The sequence below is a fragment of the Nocardia sp. CA-145437 genome (genome assembly GCF_050956485.1).
GTDB lineage: Bacteria > Actinomycetota > Actinomycetes > Mycobacteriales > Mycobacteriaceae > Nocardia.
The window spans coordinates 588,107-605,927 of record NZ_CP191204.1; the positions used below are offsets into that span (position 1 = coordinate 588,107).

Here is a 17,821-nt window from a genome sequence, read left to right on the forward strand (position 1 = left end):
CATGGGACAACGCGTCATCAATATCGGCGTCGTCGGCATCGTCGTGGTCGTGAGCATCTGCCTCACCGCCCTGCAATTCGATCGGCTGCCGTTCGTCCGCTCGGGCGCGCAGTTCAGCGCGTACTTCGCCGACGCGGGCGGGCTGTTGCCGGGTGATCAGGTCCAGGTGGCCGGCGTGAAGTCCGGCCGGGTGGACACAGTGGCGCTGGACGGCCCGAAGGTGAAGGTCTCCTTCACCCTGGACGAGTCGATCGTGCTGGGCACCAAGACCACCGCCGCGATCAAGACCAACACGGTGCTGGGCCGCAAGTCGCTCGAGGTGGCTCCGGAAGGGGACGGCGCGCTGAAGCGTGATCAGCCGATTCCCTTGGAGCGCACCACGTCTCCGTACTCGCTCAACGACGCCCTGCAGGATCTGTCCGGCACCGTGAAGGACCTCGACATGGACCGGGTCAACCAGACCCTGGACGCGCTGTCGACCACCTTCAAGGACACGCCGGCTCCGCTGCGCTCGGCGCTGGACGGCATCACCCAGCTGTCCAAGAGCATCAACACCCGCGACAAGGCGCTGACGGACCTGCTGGGCAAGGCCCAGGGCGTCACCAAGGTGCTGTCCGATCGGGCCGCGAAGATCAATTCGCTGCTCGTGGACGGCAACAACCTGCTCGGTGAACTGGATGCCCGCCGGGGCGCGATCAGCCAGCTGATCACCTACATCAACGGCCTGTCCAAACAGCTCAGCGGCTTCGTCAACGACAACCAGGCGGCGCTGAAACCGGCGTTGGACAAGTTGAATTCGGTGCTGGCACTGCTGCAGAAGAACAAGCAGAACATCTCCGACGCGCTCGACGCGCTCGGCCCCTACGCCGGTGCGCTCGGTGAGCAGGTCGGCAGCGGTCCGTACTTCCAGGCGTACATCGTCAACTGGAACAGCCCGATGCTGCAGGCTCTTTCCGACGCGCTGGTCTGGCCGCAGAACCTGCCCGAAGCGCTGAAGAACATGCAGAGCGGCGGCCTCCAGCCTCGCCCGCTGATCACGGAGCTGCCGAAATGACGACTGTGCTCGACAAAATCCGCGGTCTGCCGCGCTGGACCCGCGTGGCGGCGATCGTGACGTTGGTCGCGATCGTGGCCGGGGGTGCGTACACCGGGGTCTCCCGGATCGGCAAGCCGCAGATCACCGCCTACTTCCCGTCCACCGTCGGCCTGTACAAGGGCGACGAGGTGCGGATCCTCGGCGTCCGCGTGGGCACCATCGACTCCGTGGATCCCGGCAAGGAGAAGGCCACGGTCAAGATGACCATCGACCGCGGCGTCGACATCCCCGCCGACGCCAAGGCCGTGCTGATCTCCCCGTCCGTGGTGTCGGCCCGGTTCATCCAGCTGGCCCCGGCCTACACCGGCGGCGCGAAGATGCACGACGGCTCGGTCATTCCGCTCGAGCGGACCGCCGTCCCGGTCGAGTGGGACGACATCAAGGCCGAATTGAACAAGCTGGCAACCTCTCTCGGGCCGGTCGGCGAGGACAAGCAGGGCTCGTTCGGGCGCTTGGTCAATACCGCCGCCGACAACCTCGACGGCAACGGCCAGGCCTTCCGCGACACCCTCAAGGAGCTGTCGGCCACGCTGACCACGCTGTCGGACGGTCGCACCGACCTGTTCGGCACCATCAAGAACCTGCAGCAGTTCGTGGACGTGCTCTCCAAGAGCAACGACCAGATCGTGCAGTTCGGCGGCCGGCTGGCGTCGGTGTCCCAGGTGCTGGCGGGCGTATCCGGTGATCTCGGAGCGGGTTTGGACAATCTGGACTCCGCGGTCTCCGACGTGAAGAAGTTCCTCGACGCGCACGGCGGGGCGCTGAGCACGGACCTGGCGCAGCTCGCCGACGTCACCAACACGCTGGTGCAGAGCAAGCCTCAGATCGAACAGGTGCTGCACACCGCGCCGACCGCTCTCGTGAACTTCTATCAGCTGTACAACCCCGCGCAGGGCACGGTCGCCGGCTATCCGGTGTTCGCCGGCTTCAACTCACCCTTGAGCTTCATCTGTGGCTCCATCGACAACATCTCCACCGGCAACGGCCATGAGAGCGCCCAGATGTGCGCGCAGTACCTGGCCCCGGTGATCCAGAACCTGGCGATGAACTACCCGCCGCTGCTCATGAACGACGGCACGGGCGCGACGGCGTTGCCGCGCCAGCTGGTGCCCAGTACGCCCGATGTCGCCGCGCGGTACGCCGGGCAGGGCGAACGGGCGCCGGTCGGGATCCCGAACGGGCTGTCGGGTCTCGCCATTCCGGGAGGGAACTGATGAATACTCGTCGCCGCAGGGTGGCGGGCCTGGCGATCGGTGTCGCGGTCGCTCTGAGCGCCACCGGATGTGATTGGGACGGTCTCAACACCGTCTCCATGCCGGGTTCCGCCGGAACCGGTTCCGATGCTTGGCACATCAAGGTGCAGATGCCGAATGTCACCACCCTGACCCGCAATTCGCCGGTCCTGGTGAACGACGTGACCGTCGGCACCGTCACCGGTATCGAGGTGCAGGACTGGCACGCGCTGGTCAGCATCGGGCTCGACAAGGACGTGAAGCTGCCCGCGAACGCCATCGCGAAGATCGGGCAGACCTCGCTGCTGGGCAGTAATCACGTCGAATTGGCCGCGCCGGCCGATATTCCCGCCACCGGGCAGCTGCACGACGGTGACGTCATCACGCTGGAGCGGGCGGGACAGTACCCGACCACCGAGCAGACGCTGTCCTCGTTGTCGGTGGTGCTCAACGGTGGCGGTATCAGCCAGCTGGAGAACATCACCCACGAGCTGAACACCGCGTTCACCGGCCGCACCGACGCGATCCGCGACCTGCTGCCGCAGCTGAACCAGATGGTCGGGACGCTCAACGCTCAGACCACCGACATCATCAACGCGATGAGCGGGCTCGATCGGCTGTCGGGAACGCTGGTGCAGGAAAAGGATCGGGTGGCCAGCGCCATCGACAACATCCATCCCGCGCTGACCGTGCTCGCGAACAAGCGGGAGCAGATCACCAACGCGCTGACCGCGGCGGGTGACCTCAGCGAGGTGGTCAAACGGATCATCGACAATGCCGGTGACGACCTGAAGGCCGAGATCGCCGATCTGGGACCGACTCTGGAACAGATCGCCAACACCAGCGACAACTTCACCAGGTCGTTGAACATGATGCTGACCTTCCCGTTCCCCTTCAAGTACATCGACCGGTACATCCGCGGCGACTACATGAACGTGAAGATCACCTTCGATCTGACCGCGGCCCGGCTGGATTCCAACTTCCTCACCGGAACCCCGCTGGGTGGACGGTTCGGCGGTGTGGAGGGTGCGCTCGGCCAAGGGGCCGGCGTGGCGGGCGATCAGGGCGATCCCGCCAAGACTCCGCTGCAGCAGCAACCGTCCTCGACCCAGCCGTCGCCGACCGTGCCCGGCCTGCCGGGCCTGAACATTCCGGGCCTGCCCGCCATTCCCGGAATCACCGTGCCGCAAGGGGACCCGGGCAAATGAAACTGAGTCGCTTCGTCAAGATTCAGCTCGCCATCTTCACCGTGCTGACCGTCATCGGCATCACGGTGATGGGTGGGGAGTACGTGAAGCTGCCCGCCATGTTCGGCATCGGCCGGTATGACGTGACGGTGAAGCTGGCCGCTACCGGCGGTCTGTACGAGCATGCCAATGTCGCCTACCGCGGAACCAATGTGGGCAAGGTGGATTCGGTGGTGCTGACCCCGCAGGGTGTCGACGCCAAGCTGTCCATCGAGTCCGACTTCAAGATCCCGTCCGATGTGGACGCCTGGGTCAAGTCGGTCTCGGCCATCGGTGAGCAGTACGTGGATCTGGTGCCCAAGGAAAACCCGCAGGGCGGCAATCTGCGCGACGGTTCGGTCATCCCGGTCGACCGCACCAAGCTGCCGATGGATATCGGCGGCATTCTGGACCGCACCGACCGGCTGCTCTCCAGCGTCGCGGACACCCGCCTGCAGCAGGTGATCGAGCAGGCGTTCCTCGCCTTCAACGGCGCGGGCCCGGATCTGGAACGGCTGCTCGACTCCGCGTCGCTGCTGGTCCAGGAGGCCAAGAACAACACCGATGCCACCAAGGATCTGATCGACAAGATCGGCCCGCTGCTGGACACCCAGATCGAGTCCGACTCCGCCATCCGCGGGTGGACCAAGGACCTGGCCACCGTCACCGATCAACTCCGCGAGCACGATCCGGCTCTGCGCAATGTGATCGACCACGGCCCGGGCGCGCTCAACAAGGCCACCGAGCTGTTCGAGGACTTGAAGCCGACCGTGCCGCTGCTGGCGCAGAACCTGGTCAGCCTCGGCCAGGTCGGCGTCACCTACCACGCCAGCGTGGAGCAGTTGCTGGTCATTTTCCCACCTCTGATCGGTGCGCTGATGACGCTCGCCAAGGGCAGCCCGACCGAGTACGGCGGCAAGGTCGACTTCAAGATCGGCCTCAATGACCCGAAGGGCTGCACCACGGGCTTCCTGGCGCCTGAGGACCGGCGCTCGCCGGCCGACTACACAGGTCCGGTCCCGGAGACTCCGAAGGGGCTGTACTGCAAGATTCCGCAGAACTCCCCGGACGTGGTCCGCGGTGTCCGCAACAACCCCTGTATGGATGTGCCCGGCAAGCGAGCGGCCACGGTGCAACAGTGCCATGACCCCGAGGGCTACCAGCCGCTCGGCGACAACCCGGCCTTCGGTAAGCCGAACCCGGTGGACAACAACGGCAAGCCCACGTTCACTCCGAGTTCGCTGGAGACCGGCGGGCAACCGGGAGCCGCGCCTGCGAGTGTGACGACGAGAACGTACGATCCGAAGAGTGGCACGTATCTCGGGCCGGACGGTGTACTCACCCGCCAGGCCGATATCGGGCCCGATGGTTCCGGCATCGTGCCGGCTAACTGGCAAACAATGCTTCAGGAGCAACAACGATGAGTGATCCCACGGTGGTGAACAGCAAGACCCGGCGGAAGGCCGTGCGGTCAGAAGGACCGCCGGTCCACGACGGGGATGCACCCATAGCGGAGGTCACCACCGTGAAGGCCGCGGGTGTCGAGGCTGCTGCCGCGACCCCCGAGGCCGACGCCCCCGAGGTCGCCGAAACCGACGTCGCCACCGTGAAGACGGTCGTGACGCCGGAAGCCGGCGACGATGCGGGGGACGCCGCGGACGCTCCGGTCGCGGCGGAATCGGCTGAGCCGGCGGACGAGTCGCTCGAGGTGGTCGAGGGCGCTCCGGCGGTCGCGGCCGACGCCGAGGATTCCGAGGCCACCACCGAGGGCGAGGAGTCGAAGGATGGCCGCAAGTGGCCGGTCCTGCTGTTCGGCGCCGCGGCGGCGCTGTGCCTGGTCGCGCTGGCGACCAGCCTGATCTTCTGGATTCCGGCGCACAACGCCGCGGACAAGAACGAGCAGCTGCGCGCGGACTACACCCAGACCGCCAAGCAGGCCGTCCTGAACATCACCACCATCAAGGTGGACACCGTCAAGGACGACATCAACCGGGTGCTCTCGGTGGCGTCGGGCCAGCTCAAGGACGAATACTCCTCCCGCAGCGACGCTTACGCCGATGTCATCAAGCAGGCGAACGTGAAGGCCAGCGGCCAGGTCGTGGAGACCGCCGTCGAGTCCTACGACGACCGCTCCGCCCAGATCCTGGTCGCCGCCAAGCAGAACCTCACCAACGCCGGCTCGGATCAGCCGCAGCAGCGCGTCTACCGATTCCGTGTGACGATCACCCACGACGGTGACCAGTTCACCGCCTCGAAGCTGGAGTTCGTCTCGTGAGCAAGAACCGCATCCGGATCTCGGCCATCGCGGCCGTCATGGTGGCCATGCTGGCGGCAGCCGGCTGGTTCGGCTACGACGCCTGGCACATGAAGCAGCTCGACCACGCCCGCACCGAATCGGTGGACGCCGCGCGCAAGACGGTCGAGTCGATGTTCAGCTACAACTTCAACTCCGTCGACAAGGAGCTGCCCAAGGTCGCCGACGACCTCTCCGGCGGCTTCAAGGACGACTACCTCAAGCTCGTCAACGAATCCATCGCCCCCGGCGCCAAGGAGAAGCAGCTCACCGTCATCGCCTCCACCCAGGCGGGCGGCGTCATCGACGCCGACACCAAGCACGCCAAGGTGCTGCTGTTCCTCAATCAGATGACCACCAGCAAGGACAACCCCCAGGCCACCGCGAGCGGCAGCCGGGTGCGGGTCGACCTGGAGAAGAGCGGCAATCGCTGGCTGGTCTCCGAGGTCACCCCGATCTGACGATCACAGTGTGTAAGGCCGTGGCGCGCGGGATAACCCAGCGCGCCACGGCCTTTTCAGTGCGCGGATTCACGTCAGGGGGCGAGCCGTGGGTGGCGGAACTCTTTGTCCGCGTGCGCTTCCTGCCGTCCAGTCGGGCCGACAACACGCCAATCGCCGAAACGGGTGGATGGGTGCCGGGGCGGGAGACGGTGCGTTAGGCGGTATTTCGAGGACGGTCGATGGGCTAAGTGGAAGCGGACCGTTCAGGATGTAACGCATGGGTACCAAGAACACGCGCTGGACCGCCGCCGACATTCCGGATCTCCACGGGCGCACCGCGATCGTCACCGGGTCCAGTGCCGGCCTGGGGCTCGAGACCGCGCTGCGGCTGGCCGAGCACGGGGCTCGGGTGGTCATGGCGTGCCGCAATGCCGAGAAGGCCGGGGCGGCCGCGGATTTCATCCGCGCGCGGGTGCCGGACGCCGAATTATTGTTCGTGGAGCTGGATCTGGCTTCGCTGGAGTCGGTGGGGAAGGCCGCGGTACGGCTGCACGACGAGGTCGAGCGGGTTGATCTGCTGGTCAACAATGCGGGGATGTTGAGCCGGGCGCGGAGTCTCACCGAGGACGGATTCGAGACGACGTTCGCGACCAATCATCTCGGGCCGTTCGCGTTCACCGGACAGGTGCTGGATTTGTTGCGGGCGGCCCCGGCGGGGCGGGTGGTGGCCGTGACCACAGGGTTCGCCTCCAAGAAGGAGGCCCCGATCGACCTCGATGATCTGTTCTTCGAACGGCGGACCTACAAGGGATTCCAGGCCTACGCGCAGTCCAAACTGGCCAATGTGCTGACCGCGTTCGAGTTGCAGCGGCGGCTCAACGGCACCGATGCCGAGCTGATGTCGATCGCCGCGCATCCAGGGGCGGCCGAATCGGATTTCGCCCAGAACCTCGGGCCCGTCCTCACCTTCCTGTCGCGACCGTCGCTGCGCTGGGTGTTCCGGTTCGCCATGCAGACCGTCGAAATGGGTGCGCTCCCCACGCTGCGGGCGGCCACCGATCCCGCCGTCAACCCCGGAGATCTCTTCGGGCCGACCGGCTTCACCAAGGGCTACCCGATCCTGAACGAACCCAGTGAACAGGCGCTCGATCCGGAACTGGCGGCGCGGGTATGGGAAGCGTCGGAGCGGCTCACCGGAGTCACCTACCCGCTGTAGAACCACGAACGCCCCCTGGAAAATCCAGGGGGCGTTGGGTTTCCGTGGTCAGCGGCTCAGGTCCGGGTCCACGTCGTCGTCGGTGAGCAGGGCGCTGCCCGCGACGCGGTCGGTGGCCAGGGCGTCGAGGAAGGCGCGGGCCCACCGGTCGACGTCATGGGTCAGGACCTGGCGTCGCATGGAGCGCATGCGCCGGCGGCGGGTGTCGCGGTCGTCGTCGATCGCGCCGATCAACGCGTCCTTGACGCTGTCCAGGTCGTGCGGGTTGCACAGGTAGGCCTGCCGCAATTCGGCTGCCGCGCCGGTGAACTCGCTCAGCACGAGTGCGCCGTTGAGGCTGCCCTGGCAGGCCACGTACTCCTTGGCGACCAGGTTCATGCCGTCGCGCAGCGGGGTCACCACCATGACGTCGGCGGCCACGAAGAACGCGATCAGCTCCTCGCGCGGGATGGGGCGGTGCAGGTAGTGCACCACCGGATAACCCACCCGGGCGAACTCGCCGTTGATGCGGCCCACCTGGCGTTCGATATCGCCGCGCATCTGCTTGTAGGACTCGACGCGTTCGCGGGACGGCGTGGCCAGCTGCACCATCACCGTGTCCGCGGGGTCGATGCGGCCGTCGTGCAGCAGCTCCTCGAGCGCGGCGAGCCGGATGTCGATGCCCTTGGTGTAGTCGAGGCGGTCGACGCCCAGCAGGATCGTCTTCGGATTGCCTAGTTCCGCACGGATTTTCGCGGCCCGCTCCCGCACATCGCGGCGGCGCGAATACTCGTCCAGTTCCGCGGAGGTGATGGAGATCGGGAACGCGCCCACCCGTACGGTGCGGAAACCCACCTGCACCACACCGAGTTTCGAGCGCACGCCCACATTGCCGCGCGACGTCGGCTGCCCGGCCAGCCTCCTGGCCAGATACAGGAAGTTCTGCGCGCCGCCCGGGAGATGGAAGCCGATCAGGTCGGCGCCGAGCAGGCCCTCGACGATCTCGGTGCGCCACGGCATCTGCATGAACAGTTCCACCGGCGGGAACGGAATGTGCAGGAAGAAGCCGATGGTCAGGTCGGGGCGGAGCATGCGCAGCATCTTCGGCACCAGCTGCAGCTGGTAGTCCTGGACCCACACGGTCGCGCCTTCGGCGGCCACCTTCGCGGTGTACTCGGCGAAACGCCGATTCACCTGCACGTACGCCTGCCACCACTGGCGGTCGTAGACCGGCCGCACGATCACGTCGTGATACAGCGGCCACAGCGTCGCGTTGGAGAAGCCCTCGTAGTAATCGGCGACCTCGTCGCCCGACAACGGGACGGGATGCAGTTCCAGACCGTCCTCGACGATCGGATCGAGCTCCACGTCCGGGACGCCGGCCCAGCCGACCCAGGCGCCCTTGTTATTGCGCAGTACCGGTTCCAGTGCCGTGACCAGGCCGCCGGGGCTGCGCTTCCAGCGAGTGGTTCCGTCGGGCAGGCGCTCCAGGTCCACCGGGAGCCGGTTGGCGACGACGACGAAACCGGAGCCGGAGCTATCCGGGTGCACGGGTCATTCGCCTCGCGTCGGAGCGATGCCCAGCATCGACAGCAGCATGCGGCATTCGTCGGCGTCGGTGGCGTACGCCGCCACCACCCGCTGCGCCTGGCGCGCGGTTTCGTCGGCCAGCGGCTCCAGATCGTCGTCCGCGATGTCGTTTGCGCCGGTCTTCGCGGCCATCTCATGTCCTCTCGGAGAAGTCTGCTCGGTGCGAGGAGTCCATCGTATCCGCCAGGTAAGTCGGGCCTCGCCGCTGCTCGCATTGCGAGCCCTAACCGCAATGCGAGCGGGGACGAAACATTCCGTCGGCCGGGACCTATACGGTGGACGCAAAGAGAGTGGCAACACCTGATGTGAGGGGTCGCAAGCATGCCGTTGGCGACGGTGAACGGAATCTCGCTGAACTACCAGGTCAAGGGAGACCGGTCCAAGGGCACCGACGTCAAGGGGTCGGCGCCGCTGGTCGTCATGATCATGGGCACCGGCAGCGGCGGTCGGGTCTGGGAACTGCACCAGGTCCCCGCGCTGGTCGCGGCCGGATACCGGGTCTGCACCTTCGACAATCGCGGCATCGCGCCCTCCTTCGAATCGCCCGCCGGGATCACCATCGAGGACCTGGTCCGCGACACCGTCGCCCTGATCGAATTCCTCGGCGAGGGGCCGGTCTTCCTGGTCGGCCAGTCGATGGGCTCGCGGGTCGCGCAGGAAGTCGCGCTCGCTCGCCCCGACCTGGTCCGCAAGGCCGTGTTCATGGCCGGACACGCCCGGCTCGACCAGTTCCAGAAAACTCTCGGACTCGGCGAGCACGACCTCGACGACGCCGGTGTGCGGCTGCCCGCCAAATACGAGGCCGCCATGACCGCCCTGATGAACCTCTCCCCGGCCTCGCTGGCCGACCAGCACGCGGCCCGCGACTGGCTCGACCTGTTCGAATTCACCGGCGGCCCGGTCACCCCGGGCGTGCGGGCGCAGCGCCGCATGGACCACGATTTCGACCGCACCGCGGCCTATCGCGGCATCACCGTGCCCTGCCTCGCGCTGGGCTTCGCCGACGATCGGATGATCCCGCCCTATCTCGCGCGCGAGGTCGCCGATATCATTCCGGGTGCCCGCTACCAGGAGGTTCCCGACGCCGGGCACTTCGGCTACCTGGAACAACCGGAGGTCGTCAATAAGATCCTTGTCGAATTCTTCGTGGCCTGAACGAAGTGCAGGTAACCGCCCAGCGGTAACGCCTGCCTTGCTAGGGTCGAATCAACGTCGGGGGCTCGTTCCAACACTGCGGTGGCTGGACGATCCGTCTACGTACCCGTACACAGCGCCAGTATCCAGTGAGGTGAAATGAGCACCAATCCCTTCGATGACGAAGACGGCCGGTTCTTCGTCCTGGTCAACGATGAGGAACAGCACTCCCTCTGGCCGGCCTTCGCCGAGGTTCCGGCGGGTTGGCGAGTCGTGTTCGGCGAGGACTCCCGCGCCGCATGCGTCGAGTACGTCGAGAAGAACTGGACCGACATGCGGCCCAAGAGCCTGCGTGACGCCATGGCGGCCGACGACGCGGCTCGTCAGGCGGCCCAGTCCTGACACTCAGCGGTTAGTCCGATACTGCGCGAACGACTTCCGAACGCGGCCGTCGATGCCACGAGCGTCGACAGGCCGCGTCCCGGTGTTCGCGGTCAGCATCGTTCCGACCGGGAAGCCGGCTTTTCCGCGCAGCCGGCCACCCCGGTTATGATGGCTCCGCTTTCCGCCTCCTTAGCTCAGTGGTAGAGCACCGCTCTTGTAAAGCGAAGGTCGTCAGTTCAATCCTGACAGGGGGCTCGTGAACGAACGCCGGTCGAGACATCGACCGGCGTTCGTCGTATCCGGGGGTCCCGGCGCGTTCGCAGGAAACTCCCAGGGAAGGACCAGCGTTCTCGCGGGCGCGGCGCAGAATATGAGGCCATGACAGGTGTGCCTGCGCAAGGACGCGAACCCGAGGCCAGAGTGCTCGTCGTCGACGACGAGCCGATGATCGTCGAGTTGCTGTCCGTGAGCCTGCGGTATCAGGGCTTCGAGGTCGCCAGCGCCGCCAGCGGGACCGAAGGGCTGGACCGGGCCAAGACCTTCCGGCCCGACGCCATGATCATCGACGTGATGATGCCCGGCATGGACGGATTCGGGCTGCTGCGGCGGCTGCGGGCCGACGGGATCGACGCGCCCGTGCTGTTCCTGACCGCCCGCGACGACGTGGACGACAAGATCACCGGGCTGACGCTCGGAGCCGACGACTACGTCACCAAACCGTTCAGCCTCGAGGAAGTGGTGGCCCGGCTGCGGGTGATCCTGCGCCGCGCCGGACGGTCCGCGCCGGAGACCAAGTCGTCGCGGCTGCGGTTCGCCGATATCGAGCTCGACGACGACACACACGAGGTGTGGAAGGCGGGCGAACCGGTCGCCCTGTCGCCCACCGAGTTCACGCTGCTGCGGTACTTCCTGGTCAACGCGGGCACCGTGCTGAGCAAACCGCGGATCCTGGACCACGTGTGGCGCTACGACTTCGGCGGCGAGGTCGGCGTGGTCGAGACCTACGTGTCGTACCTGCGCAAGAAGGTCGACACCGGGCCCGATCGGCTCATCCACACGCTACGCGGGGTCGGATACGTGATGCGGGAGCCGCGCGGTCGCACGGCGGCGCAGTGAACGCGGCCGAGGCGGCTCGCGGACTGCGCGGCACGATCGCCGACCGGCTCGCCGCGGTGCCGCTGCGCACCACCCTGGTGCTGGCGCTGGTGTCGCTGGTCGGGTTCGGGCTGCTGGTCTCGGGGATCGCGGTCACCTCGCTCATGCGGAACGTGCTGGTCGAGCGCATCGACCGGCAGCTGTCCGACGCCGCCCACAGCTGGGCCGCGCCCGGCGCGCAACGACCCGAACCGCTGCCCACCGTGCGCGGGCGGGAACGGCCACCACACCTGTACTGGGTGCAGGTGCGTGACGCGGCCGGGCAGTCGACCCTGACCCTGACCGCCGGGGTGCAGGAACCGGACGTGCCCGCCGATCTGGGCAGCAAGCCGCGCACGGTCGGCTCCATCGGGGCCTCGGGTGAGGAATGGCGGGTGCTGCGGACCGTCAACGATCAGGGCACCAGCACCATCGCGCTGCGCATGGACGAGACGAACTCGCTGCTGGACAAGCTGATCGTGCTGCAACTGGTGATCGGCGCGCTGGTGCTGGCGGCGCTGGCCGCGGTGGCGCGCATGGTGATCCGGCGCAGTCTGCGGCCGTTGCGGGAAGTCGAGGGCACGGCCGCCGCCATCGCGGGCGGTGACCTGCATCGGCGAGTTCCGGTGCGCGGCACCGATACCGAGGTCGATCACCTCTCGCAGTCCCTGAACACCATGCTGACCCAGATCCAGCAGGCCTTCGCCGCCACCGAGGCGTCGGAGGAGGCGGCCCGGCGTTCCGAGGCCAAGATGCGGCAGTTCGTCGCCGACGCCAGCCACGAACTGCGCACCCCGCTCACCACCATCAAAGGCTTCTCCGAGCTGTACCGGCAGGGCGCGATCACCGAGCCCGACCTGCTCATGGACCGCATCGAACGCGAATCCAACCGGATGGGGCTGCTGGTCGAGGACCTGCTCATGCTGGCCCGGCTGGACGCGCAGCGGCCCGTCGAACGGCGGTCGGTGGATCTGCTCATGCTGGCCAGCGATGCCGTGCACGGGGCCCGCGCCCTGGCGGCGGCGCAGCATCCGGAAGGGCCGGAACGCAAGATCGATCTCGAAATCCGGCCCGGCCCCGGCACTCTGGAGATCCTCGGCGACGAGACGCGGCTGCGGCAGGTGCTCGCCAACCTGATCAACAACGCGCTGGTGCACACGCCGCCGGACGCGGAGGTGGCCGTGCGGCTCACACCCGCCGCGAGCGAGGTGCTGATCGAGGTGGCCGACACCGGGCCGGGATTGGCGGCCGAACAGGCCGAGCGGGTGTTCGAACGGTTCTATCGCACCGATGTGTCGCGCAGCCGGGTCAGTGGCGGGACGGGGCTGGGACTGTCGATCGTGCAGGCGCTGGTCGCGGCGCACGGGGGAGCGGTGTCGGTGACGAGCGTGCCGGGGGAGGGCACGACGTTCACCGTGCGGCTGCCGCGCGCGGAGTCGTGAACCGGGCTGCGATGTGTCAGCCCTGCGGAGGAGCCGAAGGCTGGCGGGCGGTGAGCCGCGGGCAGTGGCTTCACGCGGCGTGGCTACCGGCGGGTGCGCGCTGTGGGCGCGCACCCGGTCGGGTCACTCCGGGACGTTCGCGCCGTAGCCGAGGTCGCGCAGGGCCTGCTTGATCCTGGTCTGGGCCTCGTCCAGGGATTCGGCGCTGGGCTTCGGGTCGGCGCCGGAGATGTCGAAGTTGCCCATCGAGAAGGCCGGGAACACGTGCACGTGCAGGTGCGGCACCTCGAGGCCGGCGATGAGCAGGCCCGCACGCGGGGCGTCCCACGCGGTGCGCACGGCCTGGCCGATCTTCTGGGCGACACCGGTCAGCCGGGCCATGGTGCCCGGATCGACGTCCTGCCACTGGTCGATCTCCTTGCGCGGCACCACCAGGGTGTGCCCCTGCGTCACCGGGGCGATCGTGAGGAAGCCGACGAATTCGTCGTCCTCCCAGACGAATCGGCCGGGCAGCTGACCGTCGATGATTGCGGAGAAAACAGAAGCCATGAGCTGAGTCTATTGGCCCCTCCGCTCCGCTACGGGGCCGGTTCGGGGCGCTGGAGGTCTCGTTCGGAACCAGACGCGCCCCGAACACCGGGCCGGGCCTCGAACGCATGCCGGACCGCCACCCGGCTCGAAACCCCAGCCCTCTAAGCTGTTCGCCGTGCGCGTACTCGTCATCGGTTCCGGAGCCCGTGAACATGCCCTCGTCCTGGCACTGCGCAAGGACCCGGCGGTGACCGCGGTCTACGCGGCGCCCGGCAATGCCGGCATCGCCCAGCATGCCGAGGTGCGGGCCGTCGACGCCTCCTCCGGCGACGAGGTGGTGGCGCTGGCGCAGGAGCTGGCCGCCGACCTCGTGGTGGTCGGGCCCGAGGTGCCGCTGGTGCTCGGCGTGGCCGACGCGGTGCGCGCGGCCGGGATCCCGGTGTTCGGCCCGTCGGCCGCCGCCGCGCGGATCGAAGGTTCGAAGGCGTTCGCCAAGGACGTGATGAACGCGGCCGGAGTGCGGACCGCGCACAGCGAGATCGTCGATCACCCGGGCGAATTGGACGCCGCGCTGGACCGTTTCGGCCCGACCTGGGTGGTCAAGGACGACGGGCTGGCCGCGGGCAAGGGTGTCGTGGTGACCCCGGACCGATCGGTCGCCCGCGAGCACGGGGCCGAACTGCTCGAGCAGGGCCACCCGGTGCTGCTGGAGTCGTTCCTCGACGGCCCCGAGGTGTCGCTGTTCTGCCTGGTCGACGGCGAGACCGTGGTGCCGCTGCTGCCCGCCCAGGACCACAAGCGGGTCGGCGACGGCGACACCGGCCCCAACACCGGCGGCATGGGCGCCTACACGCCGCTGCCGTGGCTGCCCGAGGCGACCCTGCAGGCCATCGTCGACGACGTGGTCAAGCCCGTCGCCGCCGAGATGGTGAAGCGCGGAGTGCCGTTCAGCGGCCTGCTCTACGCCGGCCTCGCCATCGGTCAGAACGGTCCGGCCGTGGTCGAATTCAACTGCCGCTTCGGCGATCCCGAGACCCAGGCCGTCCTCGCCATGCTGGACAGCCCCCTCGGCGAACTCCTGCACGCCACCGCCACCGGCACCCTCGACCAGGTCGCCGCACCGCGCTGGAAGGACGGCGCGGCCGTCACCGTGGTGCTGGCCGCCGAGAACTACCCGGCCCGCCCGCGCAGCGGCGACGTCATCACCGGCGCCGAATCCACCGGCACCGGAGTCGAATCCGAAGTGCTGCACGCCGGCACCGCGCAGCGTGAGGACGGTGCGCTGGTCTCCGCCGGCGGCCGCGTGCTCGCCATCGTCGGCCAGGGCGCCGACCTGGTCGAGGCCCGCAAGAACGCCTACGAGCGCCTCGCCGGCATCAAGCTGCCGGGCGGCCACTTCCGCACCGATATCGCGCTGGCCGCCACCGAGGGCCGCATCACGGTGCCGGCCGCGAACTGAATCCCGCTCGCCGCGGCCGACCCCGATGCCGCGACCGACGAAAGATCGCCCGCCCGAACCTGGTTCGGGCGGGCGATCTCGTATTCGGCCGGGGCCCAGCCATATTCCGCGCCCCCGGCCCGGATCAGCCGAGGACGATGCCGCGCTGGGCGAGCCAGGCCTGGGGGTCGACGTGCTGACCGTTGATGACGATCTCGAAATGCAGGTGGGGGCCGGTGGAGTCGCCGCGGTTGCCGATGCGGGCGATCTGCATGCCCGCCGGGACGCGTTCGCCGACGGAGACCGAGAAGTCGTACATATGGCCGTAGACCGAGATGGCGCCGTCGTCGTGGCGGATGCGCACCCAGAGGCCGAAGCCCTGGGCCGGGCCCGCGTCGATGACCGTGCCCGCGGCGACCGCGTAGATCGGTGAACCCAGCGGGGCGGCGATGTCGATGCCCGCGTGGAAAGTGCCCCAGCGCGCGCCGAATCCGGAGGTGAACAGGCCCTTCGCGGGCAACGCGAAACCGCCGACACCCGGGAGCACGAATCCTGGCAGCAGCGTCGCGTCGGGAGACGGGGTCAGCCATGGCTGCGGCTGCCCGGCCACGGCGGCTGCCGCCTCGGCCTTGGCGCGTTCCAGCGTTGCCGCCGCGGCCGCCGAGACCACGGCCTGCTCACGCAGGTGTTCACCGTTGTTGATGGCGTCCAGATACCGCTTCGACGATTCCTGCGTGGCCTGGATCTGCAGCGGATACCGCACCGGAATGCGCACCGCCGCACCGGGACTCACCGCGGCATCGGTGGGGATCAACCCGAGCGCCCCATCCGCGCTCGCGAACACGAGTACCGCCGTCATCCCGCCGATCAGCACCCGATGCTGAATACTCCACGCCCGCACCACAGGCCACTGCCGCCGCGCCTCCGCCCGCCCCCGCCGCACCCATGCGACGGCTTCGGCCCACGAGCGCGGCCGCCGCGACCACGATTCGACGGCTCGCGCCCGCACCATCGGCGCGTTCGCCCGCAGATAGGCGATCACCCGCCCGACGAGCTGGACCACCCACAGCCCGGCCCGCTGCGAAGCCGCTCGGATCCGCGACGGTCTTTCGACGTTCGGCAGTGACCGCAGCCCGGGTGTGTAGGTCTCGGTGGCCCGACGCTGACGACGCAGATCGGTGTCCGCGTTCTGCGGCTCGCCGTCTTCGTCGGTGCCGGGTCGAAGGTCGGAGGTGGCCTCGGTGTCCGGCCGCGGCGCATCCGGGGTGGCTTCGGCGGACGAGTCTCCGCGTCGGAGCCTTCGGAGCATCGCGGTCCCGGCTCGTCGCGGTCGACGGCCGTTGTGCGGCGTGGAGGCGTCCGGGGCGGGGGAGGCGGGTGGGTGTGGGTCGGTGGCCCGGGTGTTCCCGGCGGTTGCTGGTCCCCCCTGCACAGCGGCCTCCTCAGGCATTCGCACGACCGTTCCCGGACAGTCGGGGGAGCGGGTGCTCTACCGTCTGTCGGGTGCGTATCGAATCTCGCCGGTCGACCATTCCACCTTTTTACGTGATGGACGTCTGGAAAGCAGCAGCTGAACGGGCTCGGACCCACGGCGACGTGCTGGTGCTGGCCGCGGGGCAGCCTTCCACGCCCGCTCCGGCGGCGGTTTTGCGGGCCACCAAACAGGCCATGGATTCCGAATTGCTGGGTTATACCGAGACATTCGGGGTTCTGGCGTTGCGGGAGGCCATCGCCGAGCACCATCGGAGCACCTACGGGGTGCGGGCGGAGGCGGACGATGTCGTGGTCACGACCGGGTCGTCCGGCGCGTTCACGCTGCTGTTCCTGGCCGCGTTCGACGCCGGGGACACCGTGGTGGTGGCGCGGCCCGGGTATCCGGCCTACCGGAACACGCTGACCGCGCTGGGCTGTGACGTGGTGGAGCTGGACTGCGGTCCGGAGACGCGGTTCCAGCCGACCGTGGCCATGCTGGAGGCGCTGCCCGAACCGCCCGCGGGGTTGATCGTGGCCAGCCCGGCCAATCCGACCGGCACCATGATCGCGCCGGAGGAGCTGGCGGCGCTGGCTCGCTGGTGCGACGAGCACGGGACGCTGCTCATCTCGGACGAGATCTATCACGGCATCGTCTACGACGACACCGAACCGACCTCGTCCGCGTGGGAGACCTCGCGTGAGTCCGTCGTGATCGGCTCGGTGTCGAAGTACTTCTCCATGACGGGGTGGCGGCTGGGCTGGATGCTGGTGCCGCTGTCGCTGCGTCCGGCGCTGCAACGGCTCGCCTCGAACATGACCGTGTGCCCTCCAGCTATTTCTCAGTTTGCGGCGGTGCACGCGTTCGGTCCGGAAGCCAAAGCCGAACTGGACGGTCATGTGAAACGCTATGCGGCAAATCGCCAGCTGCTGCTGTCGGGCCTGCCGAAGCTCGGAATCACCGACCTCGCCCCCGCCGACGGCGCGTTCTACGTTTACGCGGATATCGCTCACCTGACCGATGATTCGATGCGCTGGTGCACCGAGGTACTCGACGCGACCGGCGTGGCACTCGCCCCCGGCATCGACTTCGACACCCGCCACGGCCATCACACCGTTCGCTTCTCGTTCGCCGGAGCCGCCGCCGACATCGAAGAGGCACTGGACCGGTTGGAACGGTATTTGGCCTGATCTGCCAAGAGGATTGAGCGCG

The 17,821-nt window shown here is 68.1% G+C and carries 17 protein-coding genes and 1 tRNA gene; 14 read left to right on the forward strand and 4 right to left on the reverse strand.

The genetic code is table 11. The features are described from left to right. Nucleotide 1 precedes the first annotated feature (1 nt). From ACQPYY_RS02755 to ACQPYY_RS02785, 7 genes are all read left to right on the forward strand, one after another. On the forward strand, nt 2-1,054 hold the full coding sequence (locus ACQPYY_RS02755) for an MCE family protein (protein WP_379105946.1): 1,053 nt from the start codon (nt 2-4) through the stop codon (nt 1,052-1,054). Further along, nucleotides 1,051-2,310, forward strand: a complete 1,260-nt coding sequence (locus tag ACQPYY_RS02760) for an MCE family protein (protein ID WP_433592656.1) — start codon at nt 1,051-1,053, stop codon at nt 2,308-2,310. Before ACQPYY_RS02755 ends, ACQPYY_RS02760 begins: the two co-directional genes overlap by 4 nt. Next, nucleotides 2,310-3,536 (forward strand): MCE family protein, encoded by a 1,227-nt coding sequence (locus ACQPYY_RS02765; protein WP_433592657.1) that lies wholly within the window; start codon nt 2,310-2,312, stop codon nt 3,534-3,536. The genes ACQPYY_RS02760 and ACQPYY_RS02765 overlap by 1 nt, the downstream gene beginning before the upstream one ends. After that, on the forward strand, nt 3,533-4,978 hold the full coding sequence (locus tag ACQPYY_RS02770) for an MCE family protein (RefSeq protein WP_433592658.1): 1,446 nt from the start codon (nt 3,533-3,535) through the stop codon (nt 4,976-4,978). Before ACQPYY_RS02765 ends, ACQPYY_RS02770 begins: the two co-directional genes overlap by 4 nt. Next, nucleotides 4,975-5,829 carry a hypothetical protein gene (locus ACQPYY_RS02775; protein ID WP_433592659.1) on the forward strand — a complete coding sequence of 285 codons (855 nt, stop codon included), beginning with the start codon at nt 4,975-4,977 and terminating at the stop codon, nt 5,827-5,829. Before ACQPYY_RS02770 ends, ACQPYY_RS02775 begins: the two co-directional genes overlap by 4 nt. Further along, nucleotides 5,826-6,308, forward strand: a complete 483-nt coding sequence (locus ACQPYY_RS02780; protein ID WP_433592660.1) for a h domain protein — start codon at nt 5,826-5,828, stop codon at nt 6,306-6,308. Before ACQPYY_RS02775 ends, ACQPYY_RS02780 begins: the two co-directional genes overlap by 4 nt. Nucleotides 6,309-6,567: 259 nt before the next feature. After that, nucleotides 6,568-7,506, forward strand: coding sequence for an oxidoreductase (locus ACQPYY_RS02785; RefSeq protein ID WP_433592661.1), 939 nt, complete (start codon nt 6,568-6,570; stop codon nt 7,504-7,506). 48 nt (nt 7,507-7,554) lie between these two features. Here ACQPYY_RS02785 and ACQPYY_RS02790 read toward each other — a convergent pair whose 3' ends face one another. Together ACQPYY_RS02790 and ACQPYY_RS02795 are read right to left on the reverse strand one after the other, a co-directional pair. Beyond that, entirely contained in the window at nt 7,555-9,036 is a 1,482-nt protein-coding gene (locus ACQPYY_RS02790; protein WP_379105932.1) for an alpha,alpha-trehalose-phosphate synthase (UDP-forming), read from the reverse strand. 3 nt (nt 9,037-9,039) lie between these two features. Further along, entirely contained in the window at nt 9,040-9,207 is a 168-nt protein-coding gene (locus ACQPYY_RS02795; protein ID WP_167659823.1) for a hypothetical protein, read from the reverse strand. Nucleotides 9,208-9,396: 189 nt separating this feature from the next. On the opposite strand from ACQPYY_RS02795, the gene ACQPYY_RS02800 reads away from it, so the two are divergent. From ACQPYY_RS02800 to ACQPYY_RS02820, 5 genes are all read left to right on the forward strand, one after another. Next, nucleotides 9,397-10,230 (forward strand): alpha/beta fold hydrolase, encoded by an 834-nt coding sequence (locus tag ACQPYY_RS02800; protein WP_379105930.1) that lies wholly within the window; start codon nt 9,397-9,399, stop codon nt 10,228-10,230. Nucleotides 10,231-10,368: 138 nt separating this feature from the next. Beyond that, nucleotides 10,369-10,611: an MbtH family protein gene (locus ACQPYY_RS02805; RefSeq protein WP_019931522.1), complete on the forward strand. Its 243-nt coding sequence runs from the start codon at nt 10,369-10,371 to the stop codon at nt 10,609-10,611. A gap of 165 nt (nt 10,612-10,776) precedes the next feature. Beyond that, a tRNA-Thr gene (locus ACQPYY_RS02810) sits at nt 10,777-10,848 on the forward strand. A gap of 123 nt (nt 10,849-10,971) precedes the next feature. Next, the gene (locus ACQPYY_RS02815; protein ID WP_357282717.1) at nt 10,972-11,709 is read left to right on the forward strand and encodes a response regulator transcription factor; all 738 of its coding nucleotides are present in this window, start codon (nt 10,972-10,974) and stop codon (nt 11,707-11,709) included. Further along, nucleotides 11,706-13,169 carry a sensor histidine kinase gene (locus tag ACQPYY_RS02820; protein ID WP_379105928.1) on the forward strand — a complete coding sequence of 488 codons (1,464 nt, stop codon included), beginning with the start codon at nt 11,706-11,708 and terminating at the stop codon, nt 13,167-13,169. Before ACQPYY_RS02815 ends, ACQPYY_RS02820 begins: the two co-directional genes overlap by 4 nt. Nucleotides 13,170-13,292: 123 nt before the next feature. On the opposite strand, the gene ACQPYY_RS02825 is transcribed toward ACQPYY_RS02820, so the two are convergent. Then, complete coding sequence (locus ACQPYY_RS02825; RefSeq protein WP_379105926.1) at nt 13,293-13,718, reverse strand: HIT family protein; 426 nt, start codon at nt 13,716-13,718, stop codon at nt 13,293-13,295. 157 nt (nt 13,719-13,875) lie between these two features. On the opposite strand from ACQPYY_RS02825, the gene purD reads away from it, so the two are divergent. Continuing rightward, nucleotides 13,876-15,159, forward strand: a complete 1,284-nt coding sequence (gene purD, locus ACQPYY_RS02830) for a phosphoribosylamine--glycine ligase (RefSeq protein ID WP_433592662.1) — start codon at nt 13,876-13,878, stop codon at nt 15,157-15,159. Between the two features lie 124 nt (nt 15,160-15,283). Here purD and ACQPYY_RS02835 read toward each other — a convergent pair whose 3' ends face one another. Further along, nucleotides 15,284-16,150 (reverse strand): M23 family metallopeptidase, encoded by an 867-nt coding sequence (locus ACQPYY_RS02835; RefSeq protein WP_433594553.1) that lies wholly within the window; start codon nt 16,148-16,150, stop codon nt 15,284-15,286. A 491-nt stretch (nt 16,151-16,641) separates the two neighbouring features. Between ACQPYY_RS02835 and ACQPYY_RS02840 the strand changes: the two genes are divergently transcribed. Further along, nucleotides 16,642-17,799, forward strand: a complete 1,158-nt coding sequence (locus ACQPYY_RS02840; RefSeq protein ID WP_433592663.1) for a pyridoxal phosphate-dependent aminotransferase — start codon at nt 16,642-16,644, stop codon at nt 17,797-17,799. Nucleotides 17,800-17,821 lie beyond the last annotated feature (22 nt).